Source organism: Streptomyces malaysiense, from assembly GCF_000980885.2.
GTDB classification, from domain to species: domain Bacteria; phylum Actinomycetota; class Actinomycetes; order Streptomycetales; family Streptomycetaceae; genus Streptomyces; species Streptomyces malaysiense.
Genome location: NZ_LBDA02000042.1, coordinates 35242 through 48482, shown reverse-complemented (window position 1 = coordinate 48482; position 13241 = coordinate 35242). Strand labels below are relative to the sequence as shown.

The window sequence follows — 13241 nt, the reverse complement described above, 5'->3', positions numbered from 1 at the left end:
GCGAGGTTAAACGCCAAGCTCAGATGCGGCGTTCGGCCGTTCTGAATGGCCGATACCCGACACTGGGTGGCGCAGAGGTGACCTTGACCGGGTCCGTTGTGGCTGGTCGGCTTACTACCGATGTGGCGTCGAGATCAGCGCGATCCGGGGGTGTGTACGTGATGTGGGTGCACCTGTACGTGCCGTGCAGACCAACTCGCTGCTCACTCCGCACCGCGGCACGAAGGGTGCCCCGGTCAGGAGCCCCACAGGAACTGGATACACCGCCACCGAGACGCTCTTCGCGCAGCGGCGCAGCGGAGCTGCGGGCATGAGGATGCGGCGCGGCGCGGCACTCGCCGTCGTCGCCGGTGGCGGCGCGGTCACCACGATGCTCGTGGGTCTGGTGACGAACGCGGTGTCGGCGCAGACTCATTGGCCGTCCTGGCTCGGATGGTTGCAAAGGCATCCCTGGCTGTCGTTCGTCATACTGGGGGTGATCGCGGCCGCGCTGGCCGCAATCCTTACTGTGTTGGACGATCGTCGGCCCTCGCGGCAGGACCCTGAGCCTGTGCTCCGACCGGACGACGGGTCGGGCCCGCCCGGCGCCGCCCTGGTGCTGCGGTCGCTGCCTCGCGACACGTCGGCGTTCACCAACCGGTCCGCCGAGCTGGAATCGCTGGTCCAGTCGGTCCGTGCCGCGCAGGAGACCGGCGAAGGTCTCCCGGTCCATGTGATCGACGGGATGCCGGGAGTCGGGAACAGACGTGGATCGAGCGCACCCATCAGCGCACCCAGTACCTGTTCCTGCCCAAGCAGGCAGCCGATGCCGAAGGCCACCGCCGCATGATGTGCCCCGCCCAGGCAGGCCGCGTCCAGTGCCCCCTCAAACCCCACACCCTGGGCAAAGGCGTCCATCTCACCCTCGTCAACGTCCCACCCAGTCCGGTCGAGCCGCACGCCGTATGCAAGAACGGCAGCGTGACCTTCCCGCCCGAAGCCGGCGCCCAGCTCTGGCAGCCCCTTCAGCACGGACGCGAACACTGGCAGCGCATCTACTTCCGCCTTCGCAACTCCGTCGAAGGCGTCAACGGCTTCGGCAAGGACCCCCTCTACGAACACTTCGAGTCCGGCGGCACCCGCCGCATCCGCGGCATCGCCGCCCAGACCCTCCTGCTCGCCTTCCAACTCGGCCACGCCAACCGCCGGAAGCTCACCGCCTGGGCCGACGCCATCGCTCTGGGCGGCGACCGCCCCCGACGCCGCCCCACCCGACGCCGCAAGACCAGGCCGCTCGGCGACTGGACCCCGAAGGGCTATCTCACCAAGAGAGACAACAAAACCGGGACCAAGCCGGATCAGTGAGGTAACCCACACCCCCGAAACCCAGGCGACGATCCACAACGCGACTGCCCGGCGGCCCATCAGCCGCCGGGCAGTCGCGCGTGTAAGAACCGTCACACCACAGCCCAGTTGCCCAGGCATGCAGAAACGGGCTGATCGTTTTCACGATCAGCCCGTTTCGTCGGTGCTGCCAGGACACTTTCGTCGGTGTCCCCTCTGTGCGCGAGGGGGGAGTTGAACCCCCACGCCCTTGCGGGCACTGGAACCTGAATCCAGCGCGTCTGCCTATTCCGCCACCCGCGCATTGGGTGTGTCTTCCGGTTCCGCCCTTTCGGGCTGGCCCCTTCCGACATGCAGAACATTAGCACGTCGTACGGGGTGGGTTCACATCCCTTTCCCAGGGCCCCTGACCAGCCCGTCCGCGGCCGGCCCCGGCACCGGCCGAGCCGGGCCCGCACCGTCGGGCGGGACGCCGGGCCGCCCGACCGGACGCCGGCCGGGCGCCGTTCGCACGCCCCGCCCGCAAGCCGGCCGCACGCCGCCACCCGGACCGACCCCACGCCAGGTCCCCTCCGCGCCCCCTCCGCGCCCCACCCGCACCCCGTTCCGCCGGGCTCCCGTCCCGGACCTCCCCGCCCCGCCGTTCGCGTCGCCGCACCGTGACTGTCCCCACACCCGTGACCATCCGCACAGCGCCCGGCCGTCCCACCGCGTATCAAGGAGTCCCGGTTCACGTATCAACCTCGTACCGGTCCCGGTCATCTCCCCAGGAGAGGGGCGGGGGCGGGGCCGGGTGCGGGACACTGGTCTTCGACCGGCTCTACGATCCATGCCGAAGAGGAGTTCCAAGCGGAGCGGCTGGGGGAACCGGCTGTTTACCGGGGGCGTGGATACGATCAGTAAGCAGTACCGCCGGTACCGGGCAAGGCAACGCACAGAGCACCACACAGAGCAGGGCAAGGAACCGACAAGGGACGGAGGAGGTGCCCCATGGGAGTCCTGAAGAAGTTCGAGCAGCGTCTCGAAGGTCTGGTGAACGGCACCTTCGCCAAGGTCTTCAAGTCCGAGGTCCAGCCCGTGGAGATCGCGGGCGCGCTCCAGCGGGAGTGCGACAACAACGCGACCATCTGGAACCGCGACCGCACCGTCGTACCCAACGACTTCATCGTGGAGCTCAGCGCGCCCGACCACGAGCGCCTCAGCCCCTACTCCGGGCAGCTCGGCGACGAGCTGGCCGGCATGGTGCGCGACTACGCGAAGCAGCAGCGCTACACCTTCATGGGCCCGATCAAGGTGAACCTGGAGAAGGCCGAGGACCTGGACACCGGGCTCTACCGGGTGCGCTCGCGCACCCTCGCCTCCTCCAGCAGCCAGCAGGCGGGACCCTCGGGGCAAGGACCCCAGGCTTCGCCGGGACAGGACCCCTCGGCGGCCCCCGGCCGCTCCGGGCAGGGCGCACAGGGCCAGGGCGGGTACGGCTACCCGCCCGCCGGCGCGCCCCCCATGCCGGCCGCCCCGCCGCCCGGCGCCCGCCCCGGCGGCTACGGCTACCCGCAGCCCGCCACCCAGCGCCCCGCGGCCGCCCCGACGGGCGGCGGACGCACCCGCTACTGGATCGAGATCAACGGCACCCGCCACCAGATCTCCCGCGCGACCCTGGTGATGGGCCGCAGCACCGAGGCCGACGTGCGGATCGACGACCCCGGCGTCTCCCGCCGGCACTGCGAGATCCGGACCGGAACGCCCTCGACGATCCAGGATCTCGGCTCCACCAACGGCATCGTGGTGGACGGGCAGCACACCACCCGCGCTACGCTCCGCGACGGCTCGCGGATCGTCGTGGGCAGCACCACCGTTATCTATAGGCAAGCCGAAGGGTGAAGCGGGGGCAATGTCAGAGCTGACCCTCACGGTCATGCGGCTGGGTTTCCTGGCCGTACTGTGGCTGTTCGTGATCGTGGCCGTGCAGGTCATCCGCAGCGACCTGTTCGGTACGCGCGTCACCCAGCGCGGCTCGCGCAGGGAGGCCGGACGGGCCCAGCCCGCGAGCGGCCGCCAGGCCGCCCGGCAGCAGGCCGCGCCCCCGCAGCAGCGCGGCCAGCAGAGCGGTGGCGGCGGCCGGCGCGGGCGCAACGCCCCCAGCAAGCTGGTCGTGACCGAAGGCACCCTGACCGGCACCACCGTCGCGCTCCAGGGCCAGACCATCACCCTGGGCCGGGCGCACGACTCGACGATCGTGCTGGACGACGACTACGCCTCCAGCCGCCATGCCAGGATCTACCCCGACCGCGACGGCCAGTGGATCGTCGAGGACCTGGGGTCGACCAACGGCACCTATCTGGACCGGTCCCGGCTGACGACCCCCACGCCGATCTCGCTGGGCGCGCCGATCCGCATCGGCAAGACCGTCATCGAGCTGCGGAAGTAGTGCTACATCATGAGTGAGCGCGAGCGGAGCGAGCACGCGGCGGCGGACCGCCTTCCGGTCCCCGGCGCGCTCCCGACCGGAGGGTGGGCAGTGTGGCTCGACACGACCGGCTGCATTCGGAGCCGACGGGCGAGGTGCGCATGAGTCTGTCACTGCGCTTTGCCGCCGGTTCGCACAAGGGCATGATCCGCGAGGGCAACGAGGACTCCGGTTACGCCGGCCCCCGCCTGCTCGCGATCGCCGACGGCATGGGCGGCCAGGCGGCCGGCGAGGTCGCCTCCTCCGAGGTGATCTCCACCCTGGTCACGCTCGACGACGACGTGCCCGGCTCCGACATCCTCACCTCCCTCGGCGTGGCCGTGCAGCGCGCCAACGACCAGCTGCGCTCCATGGTCGAGGAGGACCCCCAGCTCGAAGGCATGGGCACCACGCTGACCGCGCTGCTGTGGACCGGGCAGCGGCTCGGCATGGTGCACGTCGGCGACTCGCGCGCCTATCTGCTGCGGGACGGGGTACTCACCCAGATCACCCAGGACCACACCTGGGTGCAGCGGCTCGTGGACGAGGGCCGGATCACCGAGGAGGAGGCCACCACCCATCCGCAGCGCTCGCTGCTGATGCGTGCCCTCGGCAGCGGTGACCACGTCGAGCCCGACCTGTCCATCCGCGAGGTCCGGGTCGGCGACCGGTACCTGATCTGCTCCGACGGCCTGTCCGGCGTCGTCTCCCACCAGACGATGGAGGAGACCCTCGCGAGCTACCAGGGCCCGCAGGAGACCGTGCAGGAGCTGATCCAGCTCGCGCTGCGCGGCGGCGGCCCCGACAACATCACCGTCATCGTGGCCGACGTCCTCGACCTGGACACCGGCGACACACTCGCCGGCCAGCTGTCCGACCAGCCGGTCGTGGTCGGCGCGGTCGCCGAGAACCAGAGCCATCTGCACGACAACGGGATCATGCAGACCCCGGCCGGCCGCGCCTCCCACCTGGGCCGCCAGGGCCACGGCGGCGGCGGCGAGTTCGGCCCGCCCGGCTCCGGCGACACCGGCTACGTCCCGGCGGGCAGCTTCGACGACTACGCCGACGGCGACTTCACCAAGCGCAAGGGCCGCAGATGGCTGAAGGCGTCGCTCTACAGCGCCCTCGCCCTCGCGGTCATCGGCGGCGGCCTCTACGGCGGCTACCGCTGGACGCAGACGCAGTACTACGTCGGCGCCAACGAGGAGCACGTCGCGCTGTACCGCGGGATCAGCCAGGACCTGGCCTGGGTGTCGCTGTCGAAGATGCAGCAGGACCATCCGGAGATCGAACTCAAGTACCTGCCGTCGTACCAGCAGAAGCAGGTCAAGGCCACGATCGCCGAGGGCGGCCTGAAGGACGCCCAGTCGAAGATCCAGGAACTGGCCGTGCAGGCCTCCGCCTGCAAGAAGGAGACGGCGCGTCAGGACGCCGAGCGCACCCAGCCGGACAAGCCGCAGACCGGCAAGACCAGCGGCACCAAGTCCGGCGCGAGCGCCACGGGCACCGCGAGCACCGCCGCCTTCACCCGGACGACCACGACCGCGAACCCGAAGACGTCTCCGTCCCCGGGCACGCCGGGATCCTCGAAGTCTCCGTCCACGACCCCGTCCGCGACCCCCAGCCCCGGCCCCACCCTCTCGGAGGATGAGCAGAAGGTCGTCTCGCTGTGCGGTAAGCAGTAGGCAAGCCGTGAGAGGCCCTGTCACACGATGAGCAGTACGACTAACTCGCCGACGCATCACACGTCCACCATCGGCGCGATCGGCGCGCCGAGCCGCCGCAACACCGAGCTGGCCCTGCTGGTCTTCGCGGTGCTGATCCCGGTGTTCGCCTACGCCAACGTGGGCCTGGCCATCGACGACCAGGTCCCCGCCGGCCTGCTGAGCTACGGCCTGGGCCTCGGCCTGCTGGCCGGCGTGGCCCATCTCGTCGTGCGGAAGTTCGCCCCGTACGCCGACCCGCTGCTGCTGCCGCTGGCCACCCTGCTCAACGGGCTCGGTCTGGTCTGCATCTGGCGCCTGGACCAGTCCAAGGCGCTCCAGCAGATCCATGTCGCGGGCGGCAAGGCCACCAACCAGCTCATGTACACGGCGATGGGCATCGCCCTGTTCGTGGCGGTGCTGTACTTCCTCAAGGACCACCGCACGTTCCAGCGCTACACCTACATCTCCATGATGTGCGCACTGCTCCTGCTGCTACTCCCGCTGGTTCCGGGCCTCGGCCTGAACGTCTACGGCGCCAAGATCTGGATCTCCGTCGGCGGTTTCACCATCCAGCCCGGTGAGTTCGCCAAGATCGTGCTGGCGATCTTCTTCGCCGGCTATCTGATGGTGAAGCGCGACGCGCTGGCCCTCGCCAGCCGCCGCGTCATGGGCCTCTACCTGCCGCGCGGCCGCGACCTCGGTCCGATCCTCGTGGTCTGGGCGATGTCCATCCTGATCCTGGTCTTCGAGACCGACCTCGGTACGTCGCTGCTGTTCTTCGGCATGTTCGTGATCATGCTGTACGTCGCCACGGAGCGGACCAGCTGGATCGTCTTCGGTCTGCTGATGTCCGCGGTCGGCGCCGTCGGCGTGGCGAGCTTCGAGCCGCACGTGAAGATGCGTGTACAGGCGTGGCTCGACCCTCTGAAGGAGTACAAGCTCTCCCAGAAGGGCGTCCTCGGCCACTCCGAGCAGGCCATGCAGGCGCTGTGGGCCTTCGGCTCCGGCGGCACCCTGGGCACCGGCTGGGGCCAGGGCCACTCCGAGCTGATCAAGTTCGCCGCCAACTCCGACTTCATCCTCGCCACCTTCGGCGAGGAGCTGGGCCTGGCCGGCCTCATGGCGATCCTGCTGATCTACGGCCTGATCGTGGAACGCGGCGTGCGCACCGCCCTCGCCGCCCGCGACCCGTTCGGCAAGCTGCTCGCCATCGGCCTCTCGGGTGCCTTCGCGCTCCAGGTCTTCGTCGTGGCCGGCGGCGTGATGGGCCTCATCCCGCTGACCGGTATGACCATGCCGTTCCTCGCGTACGGCGGTTCGTCGGTGATCGCCAACTGGGCGCTCATCGGCATCCTGATCCGCATCAGTGACACCGCCCGGCGCCCGGCGCCCGCCCCAGCAGCCAACCCCGACGCCGAGATGACCCAGGTGGTCCGCCCGTCATGAACAAGCCCCTGCGCCGGATCGCGATCTTCTGCGGCCTGCTCGTGCTGGCCCTGCTCGTCCGCGACAACTACCTGCAGTACGTCAAGGCGGACAGCCTGCGCACCGACCCGCTCAACCGACGGGTCGCCATCGAGCGCTACTCCGCGCCGCGCGGCGACATCATCGTGGACGGCAACCCGGTCACCGGCTCGACCGAGGTCAAGCACGGCGACTTCAAGTACAAGCGCACCTACAAGAACGGGCCCATGTGGGCCCCGGTGACCGGTTTCTCCTCCCAGGCCTTCGGCGGCACCCAGCTGGAGAACCTGGACGACGGCATCCTCACCGGCAACGACGACCGGCTCTTCTTCCGCAACACCCTGGACATGATCACGGGCAAGCCGAAGCAGGGCGGCAACGTCGTCACCACGCTCAACGGCGCGGCGCAGAAGGCGGCGTACGACGGTCTGAAGGCCCAGGGCGGCAAGGGCGCGGTCGCCGCGCTCGACCCGGCCACCGGCAAGATCCTCGCGCTGGCCTCGTACCCGTCGTACGACCCCTCGACCTTCGCGGGGAACACCGACGACGACGCCAAGGCCAGGAACAAGCTCCTGAAGGAGAACGACCCGGCCGACCCGATGCTCAACCGGGCGCTGCGCGAGACCTACCCGCCGGGCTCCACCTTCAAGGTGGTCACCGCGGCGGCGGCGCTGGAGAACGGCAAGTACACCTCGGCCGACCAGCCGACCGACTCGCCGCTGCCGTACATCATGCCGGGCACCACGACCCCGCTGCACAACGAGGGCAACCTGCCCTGCAAGAACGCCACCATGCGGGTCGCGCTCCAGTACTCCTGCAACACCGTCTTCGGCAAGATCGGCGCCGACCTCGGCAACGCCAAGATGCTTGCCGAGGCGAAGAAGTTCGGCTTCGACTCGGAGCAGTTCACCCCGGTCCGCTCCAACGCCTCGGTGTTCTCGGACAACATGAACACCTCGCAGACCGCGCTGTCCTCCATCGGTCAGTACAACACCGCCGCGACCCCGCTCCAGATGGCCATGGTCGCCTCGGCGGTCGCCGACGACGGCAAGCTGATGAAGCCCTACATGGTGGACGAGCTGGAGGCTTCCAACCTCGACCCGGTCGAGAAGACCAAGCCGCAGGAGATGAGCCGGCCGCTGTCCCCGCAGAACGCGCAGATCCTCCAGTCGATGATGGAGACCGTGGTCGACAAGGGCACCGGTACCAACGCCCGCATCCCGGGCATCAAGGTCGGCGGCAAGACCGGTACCGCCCAGCACGGTGTGGCCAACAGCGCCAACCCGTACGCCTGGTTCATCTCCTACGCCAAGCTCCCCGACGGCAGCTCCCCGGTGGCCGTGGCCGTGGTCGTCGAGGACGAGCAGGCCAACCGTGAGGACATCTCCGGCGGCGGCCTGGCCGCGCCGATCGCGAAGAGCGTGATGGAGGCGGTGATCAAGTCCAAGAAGTAACGACCATCACATCAGCTTCACAACGACGCACGTTGCGATACCGGTCCGATATCGGGATCCGGGCTTGGCCAGGTCATACAAAGCGAGCCGGGTACCGTAGGCCCGGACGGCAGCCTCGGCGCACAGCGATGTGACGGCCGGGACCGACGGAGAGGGCTGGTAGGTAGCTATGGAAGAGCCGCGTCGCCTCGGCGGCCGGTACGAGCTGGGCCACGTGCTCGGCCGTGGTGGCATGGCGGAGGTCCACCTCGCGCATGACACCCGGCTCGGCCGCACGGTGGCGGTGAAGACGCTGCGCGTCGATCTCGCGCGCGACCCGTCCTTCCAGGCCCGGTTCCGCCGGGAGGCCCAGTCGGCCGCCTCGCTCAACCATCCCGCGATCGTCGCGGTCTACGACACGGGTGAGGACTACATCGACGGGGTCTCCATCCCGTACATCGTGATGGAGTACGTCGACGGTTCCACCCTGCGTGAGCTGCTGCACTCCGGCCGCAAGCTGCTGCCGGAGCGCGCCATGGAGATGACCATCGGCATCCTCCAGGGCCTCGAGTACGCCCACCGCAACGGCATCGTCCACCGCGACATCAAGCCGGCCAACGTGATGCTGACCCGGGGCGGTCAGGTCAAGGTCATGGACTTCGGCATCGCCCGTGCGATGGGCGACTCCGGCATGACGATGACGCAGACCGCGGCGGTCATCGGCACGGCCCAGTACCTCTCCCCGGAGCAGGCCAAGGGCGAACAGGTCGACGCCCGCTCCGACCTGTACTCCACGGGCTGCCTGCTCTACGAGCTGCTGACCGTCCGGCCGCCCTTCGTCGGCGACTCCCCGGTGGCCGTGGCCTACCAGCACGTCCGCGAGGAGCCGCAGGCACCCTCCGTCTTCGACCCCGAGATCACCCCCGAGATGGACGCGATCGTCCTCAAGGCGCTGGTCAAGGACCCGAACTACCGGTACCAGTCGGCCGACGAGATGCGGGCCGACATCGAGGCGTGCCTGGACGGCCAGCCGGTCGGCGCCACGGCCGCGATGGGCTCGGTCGGTTACGCCGGCTACGGCGACGACCAGGCGACCACCGCGCTGCGCCCGGAGTCACCGGCGGCGGCCACGGCCATGCTCCCGCCGATGAACGCGGACGACGGCGGCTTCGGTTACGACGACCGCCCCGACCGGCGCCGCCAGCAGCCGAAGAAGTCGAACACCTCCACGATCCTGCTGATCGTCGCCGGCGTCCTGGTGCTGATCGGCGCCATCCTGATCGGGAAGTACGCGTTCAGCGGGCACGGCATGAACGACAAGCCCTCGGTGCCCAACTTCGTCGGCCTGTCCGAGAAGGACGCCCGCAACACCGCCGGGAACGTGGACCTGAAGGTCTCCGTCGCCGGCCGCAAGCCCTGCGAGGACGAGCCCAAGGGCATGGTGTGCTCGCAGGACCCGGCGAAGGGCACGAAGGTCGACAAGAACACCACCGTCAACCTGATGATCTCCACGGGTGCGCCCAAGGTGACCGTCCCGGACGTCCGGGGCATCCAGTTCGACAAGGCCGAGGCCCAGCTCAAGGAGAAGGGCTTCACCAACGTCGAGCGCAAGGACGTGGTGTCGACCCAGACTCCGGGCGTCGTCACCGACCAGGACCCGGCGGGCGGCAGCAGCCGGCAGAAGGGCACCACGATCACCCTCACCGTCGCCAAGGCGGAGGAGAAGGTGACCATCCCGGGCGATGTCATCGGCAAGTCCTGCGACGACGCCAAGGCCGAGCTCCAGGGCATGGGCCTGGTCCCGACCTGCAACGACCAGCCGACCGACAACCCGGACGACGACGGCAAGGTGCTGTCGATCAACCCGGCGGCGGGCCAGCAGGTCGCCAAGAACACGCCGGTCGCGGTCAACGTCGGCAAGGCGCAGAGCGGCCAGGTCCAGGTCCCGGGCATCCAGGGCAAGAAGCTCGGCCAGGTGAAGCAGATGCTCGCCCAGGTGGGCCTGTCGCTCGGCAACGTCCAGGGCGCGAGCGACGACAACGCGCTGGTCGTCACGTCGAACCCGCCGCCCGGCACCCAGGTCAACCAGGGCCAGACCATCGACGTGATCACCGTCGGCGGTGGCGGCCAGGGCAACAACAGTGACAACGGAGGCGCCCACCTCTTCGGTGGCGTCGGCGGCTGACACGGTCGTACGAGCGAGTGGGCCCCTGCCGGGAGATTCCGGCAGGGGCCCACTCGTGTCCGCGGGGGACGCTCAGCGCAGTTCCGGCGGGAGCGTCCGCTTGCTGTCGACCTTCTGCACCCGGACCAGTTCGCCCCACACGATGTAGCGGTAGCGCGAGGTGTAGACGGGGGTGCAGGTGGTCAGCGTGATGTAGTGGCCGGGCTTCTTCCAGCCGGATTCCCTGGGCACCGCGTCGACGACGCCGACGTCGTACTTCGAGGTCTCCGGGAGGATCGAGGCGACCTTGTAGACGTACCAGTCGTCCCGGGTCTCGAAGACGATCGGGTCGCCCTTCCTGAGCTTGTCGATGTTGTGGAACTTCGCGCCGTGGCCGTCGCGGTGGGCGGCCAGGGTGAAGTTCCCCTTCTTGCCGGTCATCGGAAGCATCGCCTCGACCGGGTCGGTGTAGTAGCCGGCGACGCCGTTGTTGAGGACGTCGGTGCTGGTGCCCTTCTCGACCAGGACCGAGCCGTTCTTCATCGCGGGCACGTGCAGGAAGCCGACACCGTCCTTGGTGTCCAGCGCGCCGGGCCCCGGGTCCTTGCTCTGCGCCCAGTGCTCGCGCACCTTGTCGGCCTGCCTGTCGGCCTTGCGGTCCGCCAGCACGTTCGTCCACCACAGCGAGTAGACGACGAAGAGGCCGAGCAACACGCCCACGGTGATGAGCAGTTCACCGAAGACGCTGACGGCCTGCGCGATCCTGCCCGGCCGCCGCGGCTCGGCGGGCTCCGGGTCGGGCGCGGCAGTGTGTTCTTCGGTCTCGTCGGCGGTCGCTGCCACAGTGGTGTCCTAGCCCTTACTCGATGAGCGCGTCCGGCTTGCCCTTGCTGCGGGGGCGCACCTCGACCATCTTGCCCCAGACGATCAGCCGGTACTTGCTGGTGAACTCCGGTGTACAGGTGGTCAGGGTGATGTAGCGGCCGGGCTCGGTGAAGCCCGAGCCCCGCGGGATCGGGTCCAGCACGCTGGTGTTGGACGGCGAGGTGACCGGGAGTGTCGACGTCACCTTGTAGACGTAGTACGTGTCCTGGGTCTCGACCACCACGGGGTCGCCGGGGGTGAGTCTGTTGATGTAACGGAACGGCTCGCCGTGGGTGTTGCGGTGCGCCGCGAGCCCGAAGTTACCGGTCTTGGCGTCCGGCATCGCCGTCTTCAGCGGCGCCTCGCCGTAGTGCCCGACCATGCCCTTGTCGAGGACCCTGGTGGTGCTGACGCCCTCCGCGATCGGCGCCACCACGTCCAGCTTGGGGATGTGCAGGATGGCGAAGCCCTGTCCGGGCGCGAAGACACCCGGGTTGCGCTTGCCGTTCGCCCAGTCGTCCTGGAGGTGATGGGCCTCGCTGCCGGCCTGCGCGTGCGCGCGGACGTTGGTCCACCACAGCTGGTAGGTGACGAACAGCAGCATCAGCACACCGGTGGTGATGAACACCTCGCCGATCGCGCGGCTCGCGATCACCCCGGGTCCCGGCCTGGCCAGCCGCGCCCGCCGCCGTGCCTCGACCCGGGTCAGCGGACGGTCCGGATCGTCCTCGGCGGAGGCGGGGGAGACCCGGGGCGCGAGCCCCCCGGAAGCCGCGCCCGGGGCCACCGGGTCCCGGCGCCCGCCGCGCCGCTTGGCCGCCTTTCTGCGGGCCGCACGGCCACCGGGGGCGGGATCGGGCCCGGAGGGGGCTGCCGGGGCCCCAGAGAAGCCTGTGGGCGGCCCCGTGAGCGCCGGATCGGCGACCCGCAGGGCCATCGTCTCGGCGTCGAAGGGAGCTCCGTAGGGCGCACCGCCGTGGGACTCGTACGGTTCCCCGTCGCCGTACAAGTCCTCGCGCTCGGGGCGCAGGGCGGTCACGCCGTGGCCCTGCCCACCACCGGGGCGAGCCCCGCCGACCTCGCCACGGCGCCCTGGTCACCGCACTCCGCCAGCCAGTTGGCGAGCATCCGGTGCCCGTGTTCGGTCAGCACCGACTCCGGGTGGAACTGCACGCCCTCGACCGGCAGTTCACGGTGACGCAGCCCCATGATGATGCCGTCGTGGGTACGGGCCGTGACCTCCAGCTCGGCCGGGACCGTCGCGGGCTCGGCGGCCAGGGAGTGGTAGCGGGTCGCGATGAAGGGGGAGGGCAGCCCGGCGAAGACGCCCTTGCCCTCGTGCTCGACCGGGGAGGTCTTGCCGTGCAGCAGCTCGGGCGCCCGGTCCACCACGCCGCCGTACGCCACCTGCATCGACTGCATGCCCAGGCACACGCCGAAGACCGGCACCCCGGTGGCCGCGCAGTGGCGGACCATCTCCACGCAGACGCCGGCCTGCTCGGGGGCGCCGGGTCCGGGCGACAGCAGGACGCCGTCGAACCCGTCCTGGGCGTGCGCGGTCGACACCTCGTCGTTGCGCAGCACCTCGCACTCGGCGCCCAGCTGGTACAGGTACTGGACGAGGTTGAAGACGAAGCTGTCGTAGTTGTCCACGACGAGAATGCGCGCACTCACTGGTTGTCCACCGTCACATCGTTGAAGGGCAGCAGCGGCTCGGCCCACGGGAAGACGTACTGGAACAGGACGTAGACCACGGCCAGGACCAGGACGACGGAGACCAGCAACTTCACCCATACGTTTCCCGGCAGATGCCGCCAGAACCAGCCGTACATGCCGTCCTT

12 protein-coding genes and 1 tRNA gene are annotated in these 13241 nt (G+C 69.6%); 8 read left to right on the top strand and 5 right to left on the bottom strand.

Translation table 11 applies throughout. The features are described 5' to 3' along the window. Positions 1–310 precede the first annotated feature (310 nt). Together VT52_RS19030 and VT52_RS19025 are read left to right on the top strand one after the other, a co-directional pair. The gene (locus VT52_RS19030) at positions 311–829 is read left to right on the top strand and encodes a hypothetical protein (RefSeq protein WP_046423635.1); all 519 of its coding nucleotides are present in this window, start codon (positions 311–313) and stop codon (positions 827–829) included. Positions 830–960: 131 nt separating this feature from the next. Then, entirely contained in the window at positions 961–1344 is a 384-nt protein-coding gene (locus tag VT52_RS19025; protein WP_143070886.1) for a hypothetical protein, read from the top strand. Between the two features lie 198 nt (positions 1345–1542). Here the strand turns inward: VT52_RS19025 and VT52_RS19020 are convergent. Continuing rightward, positions 1543–1626: transfer RNA gene (locus VT52_RS19020), tRNA-Leu, on the bottom strand. Positions 1627–2313: 687 nt separating this feature from the next. Between VT52_RS19020 and VT52_RS19015 the strand changes: the two genes are divergently transcribed. From VT52_RS19015 to pknB, 6 genes are all read left to right on the top strand, one after another. After that, positions 2314–3204 (top strand): FhaA domain-containing protein, encoded by an 891-nt coding sequence (locus VT52_RS19015; protein ID WP_046423637.1) that lies wholly within the window; start codon positions 2314–2316, stop codon positions 3202–3204. A 10-nt stretch (positions 3205–3214) separates the two neighbouring features. Continuing rightward, on the top strand, positions 3215–3751 hold the full coding sequence (locus VT52_RS19010; RefSeq protein WP_046423638.1) for an FHA domain-containing protein FhaB/FipA: 537 nt from the start codon (positions 3215–3217) through the stop codon (positions 3749–3751). A gap of 140 nt (positions 3752–3891) precedes the next feature. Then, a complete protein-coding gene (locus VT52_RS19005; RefSeq protein ID WP_206306558.1) occupies positions 3892–5454 on the top strand; it encodes a Stp1/IreP family PP2C-type Ser/Thr phosphatase in 1563 nt (520 codons plus the stop codon). A gap of 27 nt (positions 5455–5481) precedes the next feature. Then, a complete protein-coding gene (locus tag VT52_RS19000; RefSeq protein ID WP_046423641.1) occupies positions 5482–6921 on the top strand; it encodes an FtsW/RodA/SpoVE family cell cycle protein in 1440 nt (479 codons plus the stop codon). After that, positions 6918–8393 carry a peptidoglycan D,D-transpeptidase FtsI family protein gene (locus VT52_RS18995; protein ID WP_046423642.1) on the top strand — a complete coding sequence of 492 codons (1476 nt, stop codon included), beginning with the start codon at positions 6918–6920 and terminating at the stop codon, positions 8391–8393. The genes VT52_RS19000 and VT52_RS18995 overlap by 4 nt, the downstream gene beginning before the upstream one ends. Before the next feature lie 169 nt (positions 8394–8562). Beyond that, the gene (pknB, locus tag VT52_RS18990; protein ID WP_046423643.1) at positions 8563–10557 is read left to right on the top strand and encodes a Stk1 family PASTA domain-containing Ser/Thr kinase; all 1995 of its coding nucleotides are present in this window, start codon (positions 8563–8565) and stop codon (positions 10555–10557) included. Between the two features lie 72 nt (positions 10558–10629). Here pknB and VT52_RS18985 read toward each other — a convergent pair whose 3' ends face one another. From VT52_RS18985 to VT52_RS37055, 4 genes are read right to left on the bottom strand one after another with little or no spacing between them, the layout of a single operon-like run. After that, a complete protein-coding gene (locus VT52_RS18985; RefSeq protein ID WP_046423644.1) occupies positions 10630–11379 on the bottom strand; it encodes a class E sortase in 750 nt (249 codons plus the stop codon). 16 nt (positions 11380–11395) lie between these two features. Then, entirely contained in the window at positions 11396–12439 is a 1044-nt protein-coding gene (locus tag VT52_RS18980) for a class E sortase (RefSeq protein WP_046423646.1), read from the bottom strand. After that, the gene (locus VT52_RS18975; RefSeq protein WP_046423648.1) at positions 12436–13074 is read right to left on the bottom strand and encodes an aminodeoxychorismate/anthranilate synthase component II; all 639 of its coding nucleotides are present in this window, start codon (positions 13072–13074) and stop codon (positions 12436–12438) included. The genes VT52_RS18980 and VT52_RS18975 overlap by 4 nt, the downstream gene beginning before the upstream one ends. Next, positions 13071–13232 (bottom strand): hypothetical protein, encoded by a 162-nt coding sequence (locus VT52_RS37055; RefSeq protein ID WP_046423650.1) that lies wholly within the window; start codon positions 13230–13232, stop codon positions 13071–13073. The genes VT52_RS18975 and VT52_RS37055 overlap by 4 nt, the downstream gene beginning before the upstream one ends. Between the last annotated feature and the right edge of the window lie 9 nt (positions 13233–13241).

Bases quoted from the DNA above. Each gene is read 5' to 3' on its own strand.
- VT52_RS19030 (WP_046423635.1), top strand. From the start codon at position 311: ATGAGGATGCGGCGCGGCGCGGCACTCGCCGTCGTCGCCGGTGGCGGC.
- VT52_RS19015 (WP_046423637.1), top strand. From the start codon at position 2,314: ATGGGAGTCCTGAAGAAGTTCGAGCAGCGTCTCGAAGGTCTGGTGAAC.
- VT52_RS19010 (WP_046423638.1), top strand. From the start codon at position 3,215: ATGTCAGAGCTGACCCTCACGGTCATGCGGCTGGGTTTCCTGGCCGTA.
- VT52_RS19005 (WP_206306558.1), top strand. From the start codon at position 3,892: ATGAGTCTGTCACTGCGCTTTGCCGCCGGTTCGCACAAGGGCATGATC.
- VT52_RS19000 (WP_046423641.1), top strand. From the start codon at position 5,482: ATGAGCAGTACGACTAACTCGCCGACGCATCACACGTCCACCATCGGC.
- VT52_RS18995 (WP_046423642.1), top strand. From the start codon at position 6,918: ATGAACAAGCCCCTGCGCCGGATCGCGATCTTCTGCGGCCTGCTCGTG.
- pknB (WP_046423643.1), top strand. From the start codon at position 8,563: ATGGAAGAGCCGCGTCGCCTCGGCGGCCGGTACGAGCTGGGCCACGTG.
- VT52_RS37055 (WP_046423650.1), bottom strand. From the start codon at position 13,232: ATGTACGGCTGGTTCTGGCGGCATCTGCCGGGAAACGTATGGGTGAAG.